Source organism: Streptosporangium sp. NPDC005286 (assembly GCF_040607515.1).
GTDB lineage: Bacteria > Actinomycetota > Actinomycetes > Streptosporangiales > Streptosporangiaceae > Streptosporangium.
In genome coordinates this window covers 1-18,184 of sequence record NZ_JBEXGU010000087.1, presented here as the reverse complement: position 1 = coordinate 18,184, position 18,184 = coordinate 1, and the positions used below count along the sequence as shown (strand labels likewise).

Below are 18,184 nucleotides of genomic sequence, written 5' to 3'. Positions count from 1 at the left end.
GGTGAACTTTCTTTACTGGGTAGACGGCGACAGTCCCGAAGACGTTGTTACGGAAAGGTCACGGTTTGAGGAGTGGTCGATCTTCGAATCCTGCTCTGAGCACACCCGGGGATGAGTAGGATCGACAGAGCCCGTTCCCGTGTGATGAGACCGGCGGCGAAGTCGTGGTCGTGCCGGGCGGGCCTTCCACCGAACAGAGATAAGACGGCACGAAGGAGTGCCAGCCGTGGCTGTCAAACACGTTGAGCCGTACACCGAGGAGTGGCGGGACCAGCCGGCCCACTATGCCGGCCTCGTCGTCGAAGCCCTGGGTGACCAGGTCGAGAGCTGGTGGCAGGGGCCCTGTGACCCGCGCACCGTCACCGTCCGCCTGACCGGAGGCGACGCGCTGGTCTGGGACGAGGAGAGCGGCTGGCGCCGTGGCCGCTACGCGAGCGGTGACCCGGGCACCCCCACGGTCCTCGCCGACGATCGCTATCTCGGCGGCGGCCTCCTGCTCTCTCCCCGGCGGATCCCCTCCGCGATCGCCGACGCCCGCGCGGGTGTCGGCAACAGCACGGCGTGGCGTCCCTGCTACCGCTCCTACCGCCACTACCACGACGGCTTCGACCTGGCGCTCGACGGCTACGCCGACTTCTGGGCCCTCAGGTAGGCCGGGGACCCGTCAGTGCGTGCGGCGGGCCCGCAGGAAGTCGCTGACGACGTACTCTCCCAGGCGGTCGGCGCCGGGAGAGAAGACCCGGCCGCCGTTGCGTCGCCCGACCTCGTTCACGAAATCCTTCAGACGCTCGTCATCGGCGAGCATGAAGACGTTGAGCGTCGCCCTGCGCCGGGTCATCTTGTCGACCTCGGCGAGCGTCAGCTCCAGCGTCTCCTGGGTGGGCGGCCACTCGAAGGCCGCCGAGCCGTTGCGCCGCAGGTGGGCGGTGGGCTCACCATCGGTGACCACGAGCACGACCGGCTCGAAGTCGGGGTGGCGGTCCAGGTGGCGCCCGGCGATCAGCAGGGCGTGGTGCAGGTTCGTCCCCTGGACCATGTCCCACTCCAGGCCCGCCAGCTCGTCGGGCTGCAGCACGCGGGCGTAGTTGGAGAAGCCGATGATCTGCACCGAGTCCTGCGGGAACTTCGAGGCCACCAGCGCCTGCAGCGCCATCGCCGTCTGCTTGGCGGCTGCCCAGGTGCCGCGGAGCGCCATCGAATAGGACAGGTCGACCAGCAGGCAGACCGCCGCCGCCGTACGCCGCTCGGTCTCGGCCACCTCGAAGTCGTCGACGGACAGGGTCACCGCGCCGGTGCTCCCTCCGCGCCGGACGCCGTTGATCACCGTGCGGACCACGTCGATCGGCTGCTCGTCGCCGAACCGCCAGGGCCGTGAGGAGCCGGTGAGCTCACCGGCCGAGCCGGCGTCCACCTGGTCGTGATCGCCGCGGCGTCCGCTCTCCAGGGAGGCGAAGACGCGGCGCAGCGCGGTCTCCCCCAGGCGCCTGACGGCCTTCGGGGTGAGTTCCAGCTTGCCGCGCCGGCGCAGCAGGTAGCCCTGCTGCTCCAGCTCGCGCTCGACCTGCCTGAGCGCCTGCAGGTCGTCGACGGCCGCCCGGCCGAGGGCACGCCGGATCGCGGCCTCGTCGATGTCGTCCATCCGGGCGCCGGGGTAGTCCTGGCGGAGCGCGGCCTCCAACTGGGTCAGGTCGGCGAGCTCGTCCAGCGCGCTCACCGCGTCGGACATCCCCATCGGCTCGTCGCCGCTCAGCCGCTCCGGGGTGTTCCAGGCGAGGTCGGGGCGGCGGGCGTACAGGGACTCGCCCAGGCGGCGCATCTGCTCGTCCAGCCCGGCCTGGGCGAGCGTCTGCTCGATCAGCCGGCCCAGTTCCTCGCGCTGGGCCGGGGTCAGGGAGGCCAGCAGGCGCTGGGTGGCCGCGGCCCGCCGGGCGAGGGTGTCGACCAGCTCCTCCAGGTTCCGCGGCGACTCCGGAAACATGTCCCCATATTTCGACATGAACTGCTCGAAATCAGCCTGAGTGTGCTCGCCACGGGCATCCCGGTCGAGCATGTCGTTCAGGTCGGACATCATCTCCCTGACCCGCTCCATGGCGGCGGGGTCGGGATTGGCCAGGGCCTGCCGCATGCCGCGGAACTGGCTGTCGAGCACCTCCCCGCGCAGCAGGTCGCGCAGTTCCTCGAAGGTCTGCCTGGCGGCGGCCGAGCGCCACTGGTAGTCCCCCAGTTCCCGGATGGCGCTCGCCGTGTCGTCGGGGAGAGCGGCCAGCTCCGCCTCACGCAGCCTGGCCTCGTCCGAGGGGTCAGGGAACAGCTCGGCCCGCTCCTGGCCGATCGCCTTGTCCAGCAGTGCCCTGGCCCGCTCCAGCGTGCCGTCCAGGCGCCCGCGCTCGCGCAGCTCCCGGCGCCGGCGCCGCACCTCGCGGAGCAGATCGTCAAGCCCGCGCCGATTCTGCGCGCCCGGCAGGCCCTCCTTGAGCAGGTCCCGCAGGGCGTGGGCGGGGTTGGAACCGGACAGGATCGCGTCGCCCATCCGGTCCAGCGCCGAACGGACGTCGTACGGAGGGGCGAGCGGGTCGGGCCCGTCCCGGTATTCGCCATAGCGATAGCTCATGCCAGACACCTCAGGTGCGGTAGGTCGTCGTGCCGTCCACCTCGTCCTTGGAGAGCCGACGCAGGAGGTACAGGCCCTCCAGGGCGAACTCCAGTGCGGCGGCGGCGTGGCCGGGCGACTCGTCGCCGATGCCGAGCTGGGACATGATCTTCGCCAGGCCCTGCACCGGGCCGATCCTGCGCAGCAGCTCGGCCGCCGGGACCGTCACCCCCGACTCGATCTGGACGCCCTCTGCGAACCTGTCCAGCAGCGGGGCCAGGTCCGTGCCGCCGAGCGTGCCGCGGAACGTCTCGGCCACCGCCCTGCGAAGCAGGTGCGAGAGCACCTCGGTCTCCCGGCCCTCCTCGCTGACCTCGAACTCCACCTTGCCACGGAGCGTGTGCACGATCCCCGGCAGGTCGGCGACCCTGGCCACCGCGTGGTCCTCGCCGGTCAGCGCCGCACGCCGGACGGCTGAGGCGGCCACGGTCTCGGCCGCGGCGATGGAGAAGCGTGCCGAGACGCCCGAGCGCGCGTCCACGGCGGTGGACTCGCGGACCAGCCGGGTGAAGCGGGAGATCACCTCGATCAGGTGGTCGGGCAGGTCGGCGCCCACCTGGTCGAGAGCGGCCTCCTGACGGATCAGCACCAGCTCGGTCTCGATCGAGAGCGGGTAGTGGGTGCGGATCTCGGCGCCGAAACGGTCCTTCAGCGGGGTGATGATCCGGCCGCGATTGGTGTAGTCCTCGGGGTTGGCGCTGGCGATCAGCAGGATGTCCAGGGGCAGGCGCAGGTTGTAGCCCCTGACCTGGATGTCGCGCTCCTCTAGCACGTTGAGCAGCGAGACCTGGATGCGCTCGGCCAGGTCGGGCAGCTCGTTGACGGAGAAAACGCCCCGGTTGCTCCTGGGGACCAGGCCGTAGTGGACGGTCTCCGGGTCGCCGAGCGTGCGCCCCTCAGCGATCTTGATCGGATCGATGTCGCCGATCAGGTCGCCGACGGAGGTGTCCGGGGTGGCGAGTTTCTCGCCGTACCGCTCGTCCCGGTGTTTCCAGGAGATCGGTAGTTCCTCACCCGCCTCGTCGGCCAGGCGGCGACAGCGGACGCACGAGGGCTGGTAGGGATGGTCGTTGATCTCGCAGCCCTCGACGACGGGGGTCCACTCGTCGAGGAGCCCGGTCACGGTGCGGATCAACCGGGTCTTGCCCTGGCCACGCTCACCGAGCAGGACCAGATCATGCCCGGCGAGCAGCGCCCGCTCCAGGTATGGCAGGACGGTGTCGTCGAAGCCCACGATGCCGGGGAACCGCGACTCTCCTGCCCGCAGGCGGGCCAGGAGGTTCTCACGGATCTCGGCCTTTACCGTACGGTGAATATGGCCGCTCGTGCGCAGCTCGCGCAGAGTACGTGGCTCTGGGATTTGAGGCACGGGATCGAGCCTACGTCCACAACACCCGATCCGGCACTCTCATCCCTCTTTCGGATCTTGACTATTGTGTGGGGCTTGACACGAGTGCTTGTGTCGGCAGTGGGGAGAATCGCTCCAAGACAAGACACCGGATGACTTCAGGATCAAGCGTCAGGACGGCCTCGGAGGGGGACGTCAGAGGGTTCCGGCATTCACGAACTTCACGGCGAGCTTCGGGCGAGACCACGGTCACTCCCGGGCGAGCCGTCAGACAAGAGGGAGAGGCGAGACGAGTGGCGCTGATGACGAGCCGTTTCGCCGATGGCCTCGCAGTGGGGTCCGATCTGGTCGCCGCAGCCGAGACCGCGGTGCGCCAAGCTCTGTCCGGTCTGTCCGGACCCGCTGACCTGCTCTGCTTTTTCATCTGCGGGGACGATCCCGACGACGTCTCCCGCGCCGGACTGCGTGCGATGAGCATGGCACCGGGCGCCGCCGTCCTCGGCTGCAGCGCCACCGGGGTCATCGGTGACGGGCAGGGGGTGGAGGTCACCCCGGCGGTCAGCGCCTGGGCCGCCACCCTCGGCGGGGCCAGGCTGACGACCTTCGCGCTCGACACGCTGCGGACCGACGATCGCTTCGTCGTGGTCGGCCTGCCCGACCGCGGCCCCGACGATCACGCCGCCATCCTGCTCGCCGACCCCTACACCTTCCCCACCGACGGTTTCGTCGAGCGCTCAGAGGAGGTCATGGGAGATCTTCCGCTGATCGGCGGTCTGGCCAACGCGATCCAGGGCCGCGGCGCGGTGCGGCTGTTCGCCGACGGGAGGATCTACACGGAGGGGGCCGTCGGGGTGCTGCTCAGCGGTGACCTCAACGTCAGCACCGTGGTCAGCCAGGGCTGCCGCCCGATCGGCCCGACGATGGCCGTCACCTCCGTCGAGGACAACCTGCTGCTCGAACTCGCGGGGCAGCCCGCCCTGGCGCGGCTGGAGGAGATCGTCAGCGCCCTGGACGAGGACGACCGCGACCTGGTCGCCTCGGGGCTGCAGATCGGCATCGCCATGGACGAGTACGCGGAGCGGCACGAGCGTGGCGACTTCCTGATCAGGGGTGTGCTCGGCATCGACCCCGAACGTGAGGCGGTGGCCATCGGCGACGTCGTCGAGATCGGGCGTACCGTCCGGTTCCAGGTCCGCGACGCCGCCACCGCCGACGAGGACCTGTACGAGCTGCTTGACGCCCACCGAGAGGAGTTCGGCCGGGTGGACGGTGCCCTGCTGTTCTCCTGCAACGGCCGGGGCTCGGCCATGTTCGGCAGCGCCGACCACGACGCCGTCGCCGTCCGCGACACCCTGGGCCCCATCGGGGTGGCCGGGTTCTTCGCCGCGGGAGAGGTGGGCCCGGTGGGCGGCCACAACCACGTCCACGGCTTCACCGCCTCGGTCCTGGTCTTCTCCGCCCGCCCATCCGCCGGCCACCCTTAAGACCAGCAGATCTTGAGCTGCTCGTCGCCGAAGCCGGGTGGGCCGAGAAACGATCGATCCCGCCATTCGGACCGGACGGTCATCGCGAGGCGAGGGCTCTGTTCGTGGTGTGGGCCGCTCGGTGTTCGGCGTCCACGATCTTCTCCAGGATCTCGGGGTCCATGACGATGGCGGACGAGGGGATCTCGGCACGGCTGCGCGGGGAGATCGGCAGGCCGACGGCGGCGAACCGGTCCGCCAGGCGCTCGAACGCCGCACCGTCGACGCCGGAATCGTTGATCAGCGCCTCAAGGAGGGTGCTGCCCCTCGGCGCGAAGAAGGTGCCCTCGCTGTCGATCGCGACGATCGGCGGTCGCTCCGCCCGCTCATCCGGGTGCAGCCAGTATCCGTACACGCCATCGCCGTACGAGGGCGAGTTGAACGTCTCCACGACGGGGAACAGGTGGCTCAGCACCTCCGACCAGGACCCGCCGATATCCCGGTTGGCGTCGTCGTCGAACACCGGGTGGGTGCTCCCCGGCCCCAGCACGGTGATCTCCATCTCGCACAGCGGGTCGGCCTCCCGGCCCGCGTCGAGGGGCCGGGCGGCCTGGATGGCGACCATCCGCAGCAGCTCGCCGGGGATCGGGCGGTCGCCGAGCCACCGCCTCGCCCATTCGACGTACTCCTCCTTCGTGAACCGCCCGTCCGTCATCTCAGGACACCCTGCCCCCCCGGTGTGAGCCACCGCGTACATCTTGCGCTCCGTGTTGTCCAGGAACCGATTCCGATCCCATCTTCGTGAGTCTGCCCGCACCGTCTTGTGAAGTTCTTGTAAGCGACTGGGGGCGATCGCAGGTGGTGGCCGGAGTCCCGTCCGGCGCGCTCCCGCCCGGTCCGGTGCGAAAGCGCGAGCGCGCGCCGTACGATGGCCCTCATGTCGGAGTCCCGGGTGACCTATGAGGATGTGGTCGCCGCGCGTGAGTCGCTGGCCGACGTCGCCCTGCGCACCCCGCTGCTCCACTCACACGTGCTGTCGGGCATCGTCGGCGGGCCCGTCCACCTCAAGTGCGAGCACCTGCAGCGCTCGGGTTCCTTCAAGATCCGAGGGGCGTACGTCAGGATCGCCGGGCTGACCGAGAGTGAGCGGCGGCGAGGGGTGGTCGCGGCCAGTGCGGGCAACCACGCGCAGGGCGTGGCGCTCGCCTCCGGACTGGTCGGGACCTCCTCGACGGTCTACATGCCGCAGGGAGCGCCACTGCCCAAGGTGGCCGCCACCCGCTCGTACGGCGCTGAGGTGATCTTCGCGGGAGACACCGTGGACGTCGCGCTGGAACGGGCGAGGGAGCATGCCGAGCGGACCGGAGCGGTGTTCATCCATCCCTTCGACCACCCCGCCGTCATCGCCGGGCAGGGCACGATCGGGCTGGAGATCGTGGAGCAGCTCCCCGAGGTCGGCACGATCGTGATGTCGCTGGGCGGCGGCGGGCTGGCCGCCGGGGTCGCGCTGGCGGTCAAGTCGCTGAGGCCGGGCGTGCGGATCGTCGGGGTCCAGGCCGAGCGGGCCGCCGCCTACCCGGCGTCGCTGGCCGCCGGGCATCCGGTCGAGGTCCGGCCCGCCTCGACGATGGCCGACGGCATCGCCGTGGGCCGCCCGGGCGAGCTGCCCTTCGAGCTGATCCACTATCTGGTCGACAACGTCGTCACCGTCACCGAGAGTCAGATCTCCCAGGCGCTGGTGCTCTGTCTCGAACGGGCCAAGCAGGTCGTCGAGCCGGCGGGTGTGGCCGGGGTGGCCGCGATCCTGGCCCACCCGCGGGTCTTCGAGCCGCCCGTGGTGGCGGTGCTCTCCGGGGGCAACATCGACCCGCTGCTGCTGGCCAAGGTGCTCCGGCACGGCCTGGCCGCGGCGGGGCGCTATCTCACCGTGCGGGTGCCGCTCTCCGACAGGCCGGGTGCGCTGGCGACGCTGCTGGCCAGGCTGGCGGAACTCGGCGCCAACGTGCTCGACATCGTGCACGAGCGGCTGGGCATGCACCCCGGCGAGGTCGAGGTGCAGCTTCAGCTGGAGACCAGGGGGCCGGTGCACTCCGAGGAGGTGCTGGGCTCTCTGCGGACGGACGGATACAAGATCAGCTTTACCTGAGTCACCAGGACCCGGCCCGCGAGGTTCGCAGCCGGGTCAGGGCGGGCGCGGGGATGTCTCGTCCGGCTTCTCAGGGGAGGCCGACGGCGGGCCGGGCCCGACCCGCGAGGTCCGCCGCCGCGTCACCAGGTGGACGGCTTCTCCGCGGTGAACAACCAGGCGTCGAAGAGGGCTTCGAGGTTCTTGCCGGAGATCTTCTCGGCCATCGCGATGAATTCCGGGGTCGTGACGCTCCCGTACTTGTGCGTGGCGACCCACTGCTTCAGGAGCTTGAAGAACGCCGGATCGCCGATCCGCTGCCTGAGCGCGTGCAGCGTCATACCGCCCCGGGTGTAGACGGAGTTGTTGAACAGGTCCTCCGGCCTGGCCCGGCCGGGGGCGTAGCTCCAGATGGGGGCGTCGGCGGCGGCGGCGTAGTTCCTGCGGAAGAGCTGTTCGGTGGTGGACCGGCCCTCGTGCTCCGACCAGAGCCACTCGGCGTAGGTCGCGAAGCCCTCGTTGAGCCACAGGTCCTTCCACCGCTTGATGCTGAGGCTGTCGCCGAACCACTGGTGGGCCAGCTCGTGGGCGATGATGTCGTCGTCGGGGGCGAACCCGCCGTACATGGGCTTGGTCTGGTTCTCCAGCGCGTAGCCCGCGGGGAAGTCGTCGACCACGCCCCCGGTCGAGGAGAAGGGGTAGGGGCCGAAGAGCGTGCTCCAGTAGTCGGTGACCTTGCCCGACACGTCGTACAACCTCCGCAGCGAGCCACGGAAGATCGGGTCGACGGCCGCCAGATTCTTCAGGCCTCCAGGGGTCTTGCCCTGAAGCACCTCGAACCTGCCCAGCGTCATGGTGGCCAGGTAGCTGGCCATCGGGTGGCTCTCCCGCCACCGGAAGGTCGTCCTGCCCCCGACGGTCCTCGGCTCGCCGACGAGCTCGCCGTTGGCCAGCGCCGTCAGCCCCGCGGGCACGGTGAGCTCGAAGTCGTAGCGCGCCTTGTCGGCGGGGTGGTCGTTGCTGGGGAACCAGGTCTTGGCCCCGTTGGGCTGACCCGTGACGAACGCGCCGTCCCGGGTCGGAATGAAGCCGTACGTGCCCAGGTTGGAGGAGTTCCGGACAGGTTTGGGCTCTCCGGCGTACGCGACCTCGACGGCGAACGTCGCGTCGTCCGGGATGGACTCGGCGGGGGTGACGGTGAGCTCGCTTCCGGCCCGGTCGAATCTCGCGGGCCTGCCGTCCACGGTGACCCGGCTGACCGTGAAGCCCGAGAGGTCGAGGTTGAAGCTCGCCAGGTGCTGGGTGGCCCGGGCCTCGATCCTGGCCGTCCCGGCCAGGTGCTTGGAAGACGGGGTGTAGCCCAGCTTGAGCAGGTAGTGGTCGACGTCGTAGCCGCCGTTGCCGTCGGTGGGGAAGTCGGGGTCGCCGATCCCGGGGGCGCCGGGCCTGGCCTTGTTGTCGGCGGCGGAGCTGGACAGGGGGGAGGCGGAGGGGCCCGACAGCGTCGAGTTCGCCGTCGAATTCGCCGTCGAGTTCACCGCGGAGCTTCCCGCAGGGACGCTCTCCCCGCTCGACGCGGCACAGGCGACCGTGCCGATGGTCCCGAGCGTGCTGAGCAGAGCGGCGGTCGCCGTGGTGGCCAGCCGTTTGGACGCCATACCCGTAACACCCCTTCCCCGGCCCGCTGAGCCGAGCTCGTGCATGGCACACTACGCGACTGACCTGCGTCGATCAGGCGTCTATGACAAGCGTTCTGGCTGCGATGTCGTGCACGGCCTGCTTACGTGACTGAAAAAGGATGAAAGCCAGGTCTATCCACCCCAGGCAGCAGGTGATGTACATCACCCACCGGACCAGCTCGCGAATCGCGGTCTGCCCGACGTCGGTCCTCCGCCCGCCGAGGTCGGTCACGCGCAGGTGGAAGAGGCGCTTGCCGAGCGTCTGCCCGTTCCAGAAGGCGGTCAGCAGCCAGTAGTACAGAAAGCCGATCACCGCCACCAGGAGGGTCTCCGCGCGGGGCGTTATCGTGACGAAGCCCTCGGAGCCCGTGACGGTGCTGACGGTCCGGTAGCTGAACGGCGAGGAGATGAGGCTGATGATGACGAGGTCGAGGATGCCCGCGAACAGGCGGCGCCATCGTCCGCCCAGCCGCATGTCCCCGGCCTGGGGGGACCCGCCGAAGGGCCCCCCGCCGTAACCGGGATCGGGACCGTAGCCGGGGCCGGGGGTGTAGCCGGGGCCGGGTTCCGGGCCGGGGCCGTGGTGAGGACCGGGGCCGGGGCCTGGGTGGCCCGGCCCCGGCGGAGCGGGATCGGACCACGGGTCCGATCCCCGGTCATCCGGTGGTGGCGGTATTGATCCCATTCATGGGTGATTGCCGGAAGAGCGCCATCACAAAGCCAAAGGCGGTTGTGGGTTACCTCTGAGCCGCGGTCACAGGTTTCCCCTGAGGTCCTGCTCACGCTCGATCGCCTCGAAGAGCGCCTTGAAGTTGCCCTTGCCGAAGCCGAGCGAGCCGTGCCGCTCGATCAGCTCGAAGAACACGGTCGGACGGTCCTGCACCGGCTTGGTGAAGATCTGCAGCAGGTAGCCGTCCTCGTCCCGGTCGACCAGGATCCCGCGCTTCTTCAGCTCCTCGATCGGCGCGCGGACCTCGCCGATGCGGGCGCGCAGTTCCGGGTCGTCGTAGTAGGAGGCGGGAGTGTCCAGGAAGCTGACCCCGGCCTCGCGCATGCGGTCGACGGTGCCGAGGATGTCGTTGGTGGCCAGCGCGATGTGCTGCACGCCGGGGCCGCCGTAGAACTCCAGATACTCGTCGATCTGCGACTTCTTCTTGGAGATCGCCGGCTCGTTGAGCGGGAATTTCACCTTGCGGGTGCCGTCCGCGACCACCTTGGACATCAACGCCGAGTATTCGGTGGCGATGTCGTCGCCGATGAACTCCGCCATGTTGGTGAAGCCCATGACCCGCTTGTAGAACTCCACCCACTCGTCCATCTTGCCGAGTTCCACGTTGCCGACGCAGTGGTCGACGGCCTGGAACAGGCGGCCGTTCTTCACGTCGGGGGCCGCGACCAGGGGTTCCGCCGGGAGGTAGCCGGGCAGGTAGACACCGCTGTAGTTGGACCTGTCGACGAGGGTGTGCCGGGTCTCGCCGTAGGTGGCGATCGCCGCGACCACCACCTTGCCGTGCTCGTCCTCCAGCACCCTCGGCTCCGACAGCCCACGTGCGCCCTGGGCGAGCGCGTGGGCGTAGGCCGTGTCCACGTCGGGGACCTCGATGGCGAGGTCGATCACGCCGTCACCGTGCTCGGCCACATGGCGGGCGACCTCGGTGCCGGGGCGCACCGCCCCGCGGAACTCGAATCTGGCGGCGCCCGAGGTGAGGACGTACGCCACCTCGTCGCGGCTGCCGTTCTCCGGGCCCCGATAGGCCACAAGCCGCATGCCGAACGCGCTGGAGTAGTAGTGGGCGGCCTGCTTGGCGTTGCCCACCGCGAAAACCACGGAGTCCATACCGTTCACCGGAAAGATATCGCTCATGCGAGTACTTTCTGATTTGCTGGTCTGTTTGTGCAACACTCACTTGAAACAGTGCACAATATGCACAATCAGTTGCCGATCATCGCGGAGCACCTGTACATCATGACGATCGATCAGCTCGACGCCCGCCTCATCGCCCTGCTCGCGGCGGAGCCCAGACTCGGGGTGCTGGAATGCTCGCGGCGGCTCGGAGTGGCCAGGGGGACCGTGCAGGCACGCCTCGACCGGCTGGTCGCCCGGGGGGTGGTCACCGGGTTCGGCCCGGACATCGCCCCCGCGGCGCTCGGCTACGACGTGACCGCGTTCGTGACCCTGCAGATCCGCCAGGTCAGCGGGCACGACCCGGTCGCCGTGCAACTCGCGGCCATCCCCGAGGTGCTGGAGGTGCACACGATCACCGGTGGTGACGACATGCACTGCCGCGTGGTGGCGCGCAGCAATGCCGATCTGCAGCGGGTAATTGACCTGATCGTTGACGTCCGGGGCGTGGTCAGGACCTCGTCGGTGATCGCCTTGGACACCCCTGTGCCATACCGTGTTCTGCCTTTGGTGGCCGATGTCCCACGCAAGGGGAGGAGCTAGCCGTACCATGCCAAGCAGGGGCCAGACACCGTTATCCATCGTTTACCCTTAACGGTCCGCGCAACCGTGGGGGTCTGCGACGGATCCGATCGGGGGGTCACGCGTGCTAAAGGGCGGGACGGGCAGTCCCAGGAGGAAGCTCCTGCGGATCACACTCATCGTCTTCGGCGTCGGTGTCATCTCGGTGATCGGCCTGCTCGGGGTGGTGTGGGCGATGACCCCCATCCCGGACAGCACGCAGCCCAGAGCCACCGCGCAGGGCTCGGTGATCTTCTACCGCGACGGCAAGACCGTGCTGGCCAAGCAGGGTGTCAACCGCAAGAGCGTGACCCTGGACAAGGTTCCGCAGAGCCTGCGGAACGCGGTCATCGCCGCGGAGAACCGCTCGTTCTACAACGACCAGGGCATCTCCCTCAAGGGCACCTTCCGGGCCATGTGGTCCACGGTCACCGGGCAGCAGCTTCAGGGTGGCTCCACGATCACCCAGCAGATGGTCCGCAACTACTACAGCGGTCTCAGTCAGGAACGTTCCATAATCCGCAAGCTCAAGGAGATCATGATCTCCCTGAAGGTGGACCAGTCGAAGTCGAAGGACTGGGTGCTGGAGCAGTACCTCAACACGATCTACTTCGGCCGGGGCGCCGACGGGGTCCAGGCGGCGGCCGACGCCTACTTCCGCAAGGACGTGGGCAAGCTGACCCTCGCCGAGGGCGCCTATCTCGCCGCGGTGATCCAGCAGCCCTCCAGGTTCGCCGACCCGCAGGGCGCGGACCTCTACGCGGCCAGGGACCGCTGGAGGTCGGTGATCGACGGGATGGTGGCCATCGGGGCCGTCACCTCCACCGAGGCCGCCGAGGTGACCTTCCCCACCCTCAGAAAGCCCAAGGCGATCTTCGCGCCCAAGGGGCAGGAGGGCTACATGCTCGACCAGGTGGCGGCCGAGCTCAAAAGCAGGGGCTACACCGACGAGGTCATCAACCAGGGCGGGCTGAAGATCGTATCGACCTTCGACAAGAACCTGATGGCCGCCGCCGAGCGCGCCGTCACCTCGGTCCTGCCGGAGAACACCCCCAAGAAGGTCCGCACCGGGCTGGCCGCCGTCGATCCCGCGACCGGTGAGGTCCTCGCCTTCTACGGCGGCCGCGACTACGCCGCCAACAAGTTCGACAACTCGTTCTCGGCCAAGGTGCAGGCCGGATCGACCTTCAAGGCGTACACGCTGGCCGCGGCCCTGAACAACGGCTTCGGCCTGGATACCAGGGTCGACGGCAACTCGCCGCTGCGGATCGCCTCCGCCGACATCCCCAACTCGGGCGGCTACTCCTACGGCCAGGTCAACCTCGTCAAGGCGACCCAGAGCTCGGTGAACACCGCCTTCGTCGACCTCGCCCAGAAGGTCGGCCTGAACAAGGTGGTCAAGGTCGCCGAGGCCGCCGGAATCCCCGGCAAACAGCTCGACCCGCATCGGGCCGCGGCCACCCTCCCGCTCGGCGTGGCCTCGGTGAGCGCGGTGCAGAACGCCTCGGGCTTCGCCACCTTCGCCGCGGAGGGCGTCCACCGCGAGGCCCATGTGATCCGCTCGGTCACCGACGCCGACGGAAGGGTGGTGAAGAGCTCCACCAAGGGGAAGCGCGCCTTCAGCGAGCAGGCCGCCATCGACGCCACCTACGCGCTGACCCAGGTCGTCGAGGCGGGCACCGGCTCGGGCGCCCGCCTGTACGACCGCCCCGTGGCGGGCAAGACCGGCACCACGGACGAGTCGGCGGCCGTGTGGTTCGCCGGGTTCACCCCGCAGCTGGCGACGGCGGTCAACATGTTCCGCGACGACAACAAGCCGGTGACCGTGAACGGCAGCGCCCAGTACGGCGGATCCTATCCCGCCCAGATCTGGCGCGCCTTCATGACCGAGGCGATGGACGGCAAGCCGGTCAAGGAGTTCAAGGAGCCGTCCAGCTACGGCTACTCCAACCCGTACGACGACTACGGCTCCGGCGGCCGGTACGACGACCAGGGCGGCGACCAGGGCTTTGCCACCCCCAACCCCGACGAGCCCGGCACTTTCGGCCCCAGCCAGAGCACGAGTCCCGGACCGGAGACCCCCGGCCCCGGCCAGACCTCGGCGCCGGGCGACGAGGGGCAGGGCGGCCCCGGTAACGGCCCGGGGGGCCAGGACGGAGGCGGCGACGGGCTCGGTCTCGACGGCCTGGGCCGCCGTGTCGTCGCCCCCACGGGGGGCGAGTGACCCTACGCCCCGCTCGCCAGCTCGGCTCGCAGGGCCGTGGGGGTGATGACGGGCATCCGGCAGGTGAAGCCACGGCATACGTAGGCCGCGGGCGCGCCTCCCACCAGGCCCCGGCCGGCCAGGAGCGGGATCTCGCCGGAATCGGGCTCCCCGAGCGCCAGGACCAGGCCGGGCAGGGGTGACATCAGAGCGGCCCGGTGCAGGGCCGCCGTCGCCGGATCGCCGGCCGGCCCCACGACCGCGACCTCGATCGGGCCGGCCACCGCCGCCTGTGCCACCGCCAGGCCCCACCCGGCGAACCGGGCGTGCCTGTCGGCCAGGACGGTGACCGTGCCCAGGGCCGCCTCGGCCGCCGCCCTGTGCCGGGACGAGCCGGTCAGCGCCGCGTACGACAGCAGCGCCCCCGCGGCGGCGAACTGGCCGGAGGGGGTGGCGTTGTCCGTCGGGTCCTGCGGGCGCTGGAAGAGCCGCTCGGCGTCGTCGGCGGTGTCGTAGAACCCGCCGGAGCCATCGGAGAACCGCTCCAGAACGGTCTCCAGCAGCGACTCGGCCCGCCGGAACCAGCGGACCTCCCCGGTCACCCCGGAAAGGGTCAGCAGGCCCTCAGCGAGGTCGGCGTAGTCTTCCAGGACCCCCGCGTTGGTGCCGGCGCGGCCGTCGCGGGACGTGCGCAGCAGCCGGTCGCCGTCCAGGTGGAGGTCGTCGATCAGGGTGGCCGCCTCGCGTGCCGCCTCGACGAGGTCCGGCCGGTCGAACAGGGCGCCGGTCTCGGCGAGGGCGGCGATGGCCAGGCCGTTCCAGGCGGCCACCACCTTGTCGTCGCGCCCGGGCCGCACCCGGCGGGCCCGCGCGGCCAGCAGCGCGGAGCGCACCCGGGCGAACCGCTCGGGATCGGTGGGGTCGTAGGGGAGCTGGAGCACCGAGGTGCCGTGCTCGAACGTCCCCGTCACCTCGAACAGGTCGATCGCCCAGGCGCCGTCCTCCTCGCCGAGGACCTCGCGGAGCTCCCGGGGGGTCCAGGCGTAGAACTTGCCCTCCACGCCCTCGCTGTCGGCGTCCAGGGCGGAGGCGAAGCCCCCCTCGGGGGTGCGCATCTCGGCCAGCAGCCAGTCGGCGGTCTCCAGCGCCACCCGCCTGCCCAGGGCGGAGCCGCCTGAGCGCCACCAGTGCGTGTAGACCCGCAGGAGCAGGGCGTTGTCGTAGAGCATCTTCTCGAAGTGCGGCACCACCCAGTCCGCGTCCACGCTGTAGCGGGCGAACCCGCCGCCGAGCTGGTCGTAGATGCCACCCCTGGCCATGGCCTCCAGCGTCCGGTCGGCCATGGACGTCGCCGCGTTCGCGGTCGCCCGCGCATCCTCGCCGGTGGGGGTCGCGCCGTAGCGCAGCAGGAACTCCAGGGCCATCGACGGCGGGAACTTGGGCGCTCCGCCGAAGCCGCCACGGGCCGAGTCGAAGGACTCGGCCAGGCTCTGCACGGCCCGGGTGAGCGTGCTCGGCGTGGGCAGCGGCCCCGACGGCATCGCCGACTGCTCGTTCAGCGCCTCCACGATCTTCGAGCTCTGTTCGAGCACCGTCTCCCGGTCGCCGTTCCAGGCGTTCGACACCCCGGCCAGCAGCCGCTGGAACTGCTGCCTGGGAAAGTAGGTGCCGGTGTAGAAGGGGTGGCCCTCCGGGGTGGCGAAGACGGTCATCGGCCACCCGCCCTGGCCTGTCATGGCCTGGGTGGCCGTCATGTAGACCGCGTCGACGTCCGGACGCTCCTCGCGATCGACCTTCACATTGACGAAGTGCTCGTTCATCAGCGCGGCCGTGCCGGGATCCTCGAACGACTCGTGAGCCATCACGTGACACCAGTGACACGCCGAGTAACCGACGCTGATCAGCAGGGGTACGTTCCGTCGCCGTGCCTCCGCGAAGGCCTCGTCCCCCCAGGCGAACCAGTCGACGGGATTGTCCGCGTGCTGCAGCAGGTAGGGGCTCGTCGCGTCCTTCAAGCGGTTCATGAAGACCCTTCCGGTGTACGCGGTGCGTACTTCTCCTCGCGAGGTGCGCGGATATCGCGCGTCACGGTTCTTCTCACCCTAGACCGAGAGAGGGGCACCGACACTTGGCCGGACCCCGGTTGACGGCCACGGGCAGGGCGCCCGTCCCCGGCGCCGGAAGGTTCCGCCATGAGAGCACCGCGAACGCCCTGCCCGCGCGCCGATCACTCCGGCGGTCCGGCAGGCTTGAGGAGATCCCCCGTCGCACGGTCGTGCGCCAGGGGTGGCCCGGGTCAGCCCCTTCCGTCGGGGTGTGTGGTCGTCTGCCCGGACGCCTCCCGCGACGGGGCTCGCGAGCCGCAGGCCGGGGGAAGGTGTGTTCATCGCGCTTCGGGCGTAGGCTCACTGGGCGTGGATCTCGACTTCGTCTGTGTGCACGCCGGAAGGGCGGCTTCCGAGCTGACCCGGCGTGATGTTGCCCGCGCGCTGCTCGCCGTGCCGTCCGGAGTGGCGCTGGTGGCGCTGCCGGATCTGAGGCGGGCGCTGCTGGCGGCGGGCAACCCGCTGTCGGTGCCGTTCTGGGACTCCGCGAAGGCGACCCTCAGCGCGATCGAGTCCGGTGGCGCGACCGTGGGGGACGTGCAGCGCTGGATGGAGTCCACGGGCACCGAGCCGCTCCTGCTCACCCGCAGCTTCTTCGTCTGGCCCGAGGAGGACGAGCGGGGACCGGTCGGCGAGGAGATGTTCAACCGGCTGGTCGCCTACCTGGAGGAGCGGGTCGCCGCGGGGGAGATCGACCCGGACGCGCTCGCGCGGGGTGACGAGCAGGCCAGGGAGGTCTACGCGGACTTCCAGGAGCGCTGGCTCACCGGCCCGCTGCCCGACGGGCGAGTCCCGGGAACCGCGGTCTCCGACGAGCAGGACGAGGAGCTGTTCGCCGCCTGGGACGAGGAGGAGGCGTTCGCCCTGGGCGAGCTGCGGCGCATCCTGGCCGAGCTGCCCGAGCCCGAGCGGCCTGTCAGGGAGCTGCGGGCCGCGGCCACCCGGTTGCGCGAGGTGCTGGCCGGCCCCGGCTATCCGGGAAACGTGCTGCGGGCCTGCGCCGGGTACGAGGGGGAGCCGCTGCCGGCCGATGACGAGGAGCTCTGGCTGACCGTCACGGCGGGTATCGCGGGGCCGATCTCCGACCTGCCGGAGGAGGAGGACCGGCTGGAGGTCTTCACCGACCTGGACGGGGAGCTCAGCCACGAGGACTCGGTGCTGGCCGCCCTGTGCGCGATCCACCACGCCGACTGGCTGGCCGTGGTCGCGGCCCTGGCCAGGCGCGGTCCCGGGGTGCTGGCCTCGCCCGAGCGGATCGCCCGGCTCATCGCCGAGTCGGAGGACATCGACGTCGACATGGACGAGCCGGAGGACCTGGAAGCGGCCGAGACGCTCTTCAGCTCGGTCACCCCGCTCTGGGCGTGTCTCGGGATCGTCGACAGGACCGAGGTGCTCACCCCGCTGGGCCGCTGGGGCCTGCCCAGGGCGCTGGAGCGAGCCTGGTCCTCGACGGACGCCCTCGGGGACTGAGGGCGAGGGCCGCGGTCCGGTCCTCGACGGACCGACGGCCGGGACGCGCGGAGCGGCCGGTCGGCCGGGTCCGGAGAACCGGGTGCCTGCCGTACGGCCGCCGAGGTCAGGCGTCCTCGTCCAGGAGGTCGAGGTAGCTCTCCGGCACCAGATCCCGGTATTCGGGGTGGCGCCGGATGTAGCGGGCGATGAACGGGCAGAGCGGCACGACCATCCGGTCGGAGGCGCGGCTCGCGTCGAGAGCCGCGGCGGCCAGCCGCCCGCCCAGGCCCCTGCCCTCGAACTCGGGGAGGATCTCGGTGTGCGTGAAAATGATCTTCCCGGACCGGAGCCGGTACGCGGCGAACCCGGCGACCCCGCCGTCCAGCAGGATCTCGAAGCGGGCGGCCTCGTGGTTGTCGGAGACCTTGATGTCGTCGGCCATGCTCGTCCTCGGGGTGTCGGCCCTGCCGGGCGGGTTTTCGCGCGTGTCATGCCGTCACCGGCCGGGGATCGGGCGATGTGGATGATCGTCCCCGGTCGCCCCTCGATCGCCTCCGGCAGGCCGGGGCGTACGCGGGGTCGGACTAGGCCCTGTCCCTTGGATCTTTTGCCTACTGCGGTCGGTCAGGCGGCGCCTCGCCGCGTTGTCGTCGGTCACCGCAGCACGCTGCGGCTCCCTCCTCCGCCTTGCGAGA

General features: G+C 70.2%; 13 protein-coding genes and 1 pseudogene. 6 read left to right on the top strand and 8 right to left on the bottom strand.

The features are described from left to right. Positions 1-226 precede the first annotated feature (226 nt). Positions 227-652 carry a DUF6292 family protein gene (locus ABZU75_RS27455; protein ID WP_355559964.1) on the top strand — a complete coding sequence of 142 codons (426 nt, stop codon included), beginning with the start codon at positions 227-229 and terminating at the stop codon, positions 650-652. A gap of 12 nt (positions 653-664) precedes the next feature. On the opposite strand, the gene ABZU75_RS27450 is transcribed toward ABZU75_RS27455, so the two are convergent. Both ABZU75_RS27450 and ABZU75_RS27445 read right to left on the bottom strand, forming a co-directional pair. Then, positions 665-2,611 (bottom strand): hypothetical protein, encoded by a 1,947-nt coding sequence (locus tag ABZU75_RS27450; protein WP_355559961.1) that lies wholly within the window; start codon positions 2,609-2,611, stop codon positions 665-667. Positions 2,612-2,621: 10 nt separating this feature from the next. Next, positions 2,622-4,019 (bottom strand): sigma 54-interacting transcriptional regulator, encoded by a 1,398-nt coding sequence (locus ABZU75_RS27445; protein WP_355559959.1) that lies wholly within the window; start codon positions 4,017-4,019, stop codon positions 2,622-2,624. Between the two features lie 281 nt (positions 4,020-4,300). Between ABZU75_RS27445 and ABZU75_RS27440 the strand changes: the two genes are divergently transcribed. After that, positions 4,301-5,482, top strand: a complete 1,182-nt coding sequence (locus ABZU75_RS27440) for an FIST N-terminal domain-containing protein (protein ID WP_355559956.1) — start codon at positions 4,301-4,303, stop codon at positions 5,480-5,482. A 79-nt stretch (positions 5,483-5,561) separates the two neighbouring features. Here the strand turns inward: ABZU75_RS27440 and ABZU75_RS27435 are convergent, their stop codons facing one another. Beyond that, positions 5,562-6,176, bottom strand: coding sequence for a hypothetical protein (locus tag ABZU75_RS27435; RefSeq protein ID WP_355559953.1), 615 nt, complete (start codon positions 6,174-6,176; stop codon positions 5,562-5,564). A gap of 222 nt (positions 6,177-6,398) precedes the next feature. Between ABZU75_RS27435 and ilvA the strand changes: the two genes are divergently transcribed. Beyond that, positions 6,399-7,607, top strand: a complete 1,209-nt coding sequence (ilvA, locus tag ABZU75_RS27430) for a threonine ammonia-lyase (RefSeq protein ID WP_355559950.1) — start codon at positions 6,399-6,401, stop codon at positions 7,605-7,607. Positions 7,608-7,729: 122 nt separating this feature from the next. Here the strand turns inward: ilvA and ABZU75_RS27425 are convergent, their stop codons facing one another. The 3 genes from ABZU75_RS27425 to hppD all read right to left on the bottom strand — a co-directional run bounded on the left by ABZU75_RS27425 (position 7,730) and on the right by hppD (position 11,129). Then, positions 7,730-9,244, bottom strand: a complete 1,515-nt coding sequence (locus ABZU75_RS27425) for a M1 family metallopeptidase (protein WP_355559945.1) — start codon at positions 9,242-9,244, stop codon at positions 7,730-7,732. 73 nt (positions 9,245-9,317) lie between these two features. Then, positions 9,318-9,740: an RDD family protein gene (locus ABZU75_RS27420; protein ID WP_350926732.1), complete on the bottom strand. Its 423-nt coding sequence runs from the start codon at positions 9,738-9,740 to the stop codon at positions 9,318-9,320. A gap of 279 nt (positions 9,741-10,019) precedes the next feature. Next, entirely contained in the window at positions 10,020-11,129 is a 1,110-nt protein-coding gene (gene hppD, locus ABZU75_RS27415) for a 4-hydroxyphenylpyruvate dioxygenase (RefSeq protein WP_355559941.1), read from the bottom strand. A gap of 102 nt (positions 11,130-11,231) precedes the next feature. On the opposite strand from hppD, the gene ABZU75_RS27410 reads away from it, so the two are divergent. Both ABZU75_RS27410 and ABZU75_RS27405 read left to right on the top strand, forming a co-directional pair. Further along, positions 11,232-11,711, top strand: coding sequence for an Lrp/AsnC family transcriptional regulator (locus ABZU75_RS27410; RefSeq protein ID WP_030910940.1), 480 nt, complete (start codon positions 11,232-11,234; stop codon positions 11,709-11,711). A 103-nt stretch (positions 11,712-11,814) separates the two neighbouring features. Beyond that, a complete protein-coding gene (locus ABZU75_RS27405) occupies positions 11,815-13,953 on the top strand; it encodes a transglycosylase domain-containing protein (RefSeq protein ID WP_355559938.1) in 2,139 nt (712 codons plus the stop codon). Between the two features lie 2 nt (positions 13,954-13,955). Here the strand turns inward: ABZU75_RS27405 and ABZU75_RS27400 are convergent, their stop codons facing one another. After that, complete coding sequence (locus ABZU75_RS27400) at positions 13,956-15,956, bottom strand: thioredoxin domain-containing protein (RefSeq protein WP_355559935.1); 2,001 nt, start codon at positions 15,954-15,956, stop codon at positions 13,956-13,958. Between the two features lie 390 nt (positions 15,957-16,346). Between ABZU75_RS27400 and ABZU75_RS27395 the strand changes: the two genes are divergently transcribed. After that, the gene (locus tag ABZU75_RS27395; RefSeq protein ID WP_350926724.1) at positions 16,347-17,507 is read left to right on the top strand and encodes a hypothetical protein; all 1,161 of its coding nucleotides are present in this window, start codon (positions 16,347-16,349) and stop codon (positions 17,505-17,507) included. 106 nt (positions 17,508-17,613) lie between these two features. Here the strand turns inward: ABZU75_RS27395 and ABZU75_RS27390 are convergent. Further along, a pseudogene (locus ABZU75_RS27390) lies at positions 17,614-17,937 on the bottom strand (GNAT family N-acetyltransferase); the annotation flags it as partial. Between the last annotated feature and the right edge of the window lie 247 nt (positions 17,938-18,184).

Bases quoted from the DNA above. Each gene is read 5' to 3' on its own strand.
- ABZU75_RS27410 (WP_030910940.1), top strand. From the start codon at position 11,232: ATGACGATCGATCAGCTCGACGCCCGCCTCATCGCCCTGCTCGCGGCG.
- ABZU75_RS27420 (WP_350926732.1), bottom strand. From the start codon at position 9,740: ATGCGGCTGGGCGGACGATGGCGCCGCCTGTTCGCGGGCATCCTCGAC.
- ABZU75_RS27440 (WP_355559956.1), top strand. From the start codon at position 4,301: ATGACGAGCCGTTTCGCCGATGGCCTCGCAGTGGGGTCCGATCTGGTC.
- hppD (WP_355559941.1), bottom strand. From the start codon at position 11,129: ATGAGCGATATCTTTCCGGTGAACGGTATGGACTCCGTGGTTTTCGCG.
- ABZU75_RS27400 (WP_355559935.1), bottom strand. From the start codon at position 15,956: ATGAACCGCTTGAAGGACGCGACGAGCCCCTACCTGCTGCAGCACGCG.
- ABZU75_RS27435 (WP_355559953.1), bottom strand. From the start codon at position 6,176: ATGACGGACGGGCGGTTCACGAAGGAGGAGTACGTCGAATGGGCGAGG.
- ABZU75_RS27425 (WP_355559945.1), bottom strand. From the start codon at position 9,244: ATGGCGTCCAAACGGCTGGCCACCACGGCGACCGCCGCTCTGCTCAGC.
- ilvA (WP_355559950.1), top strand. From the start codon at position 6,399: ATGTCGGAGTCCCGGGTGACCTATGAGGATGTGGTCGCCGCGCGTGAG.
- ABZU75_RS27450 (WP_355559961.1), bottom strand. From the start codon at position 2,611: ATGAGCTATCGCTATGGCGAATACCGGGACGGGCCCGACCCGCTCGCC.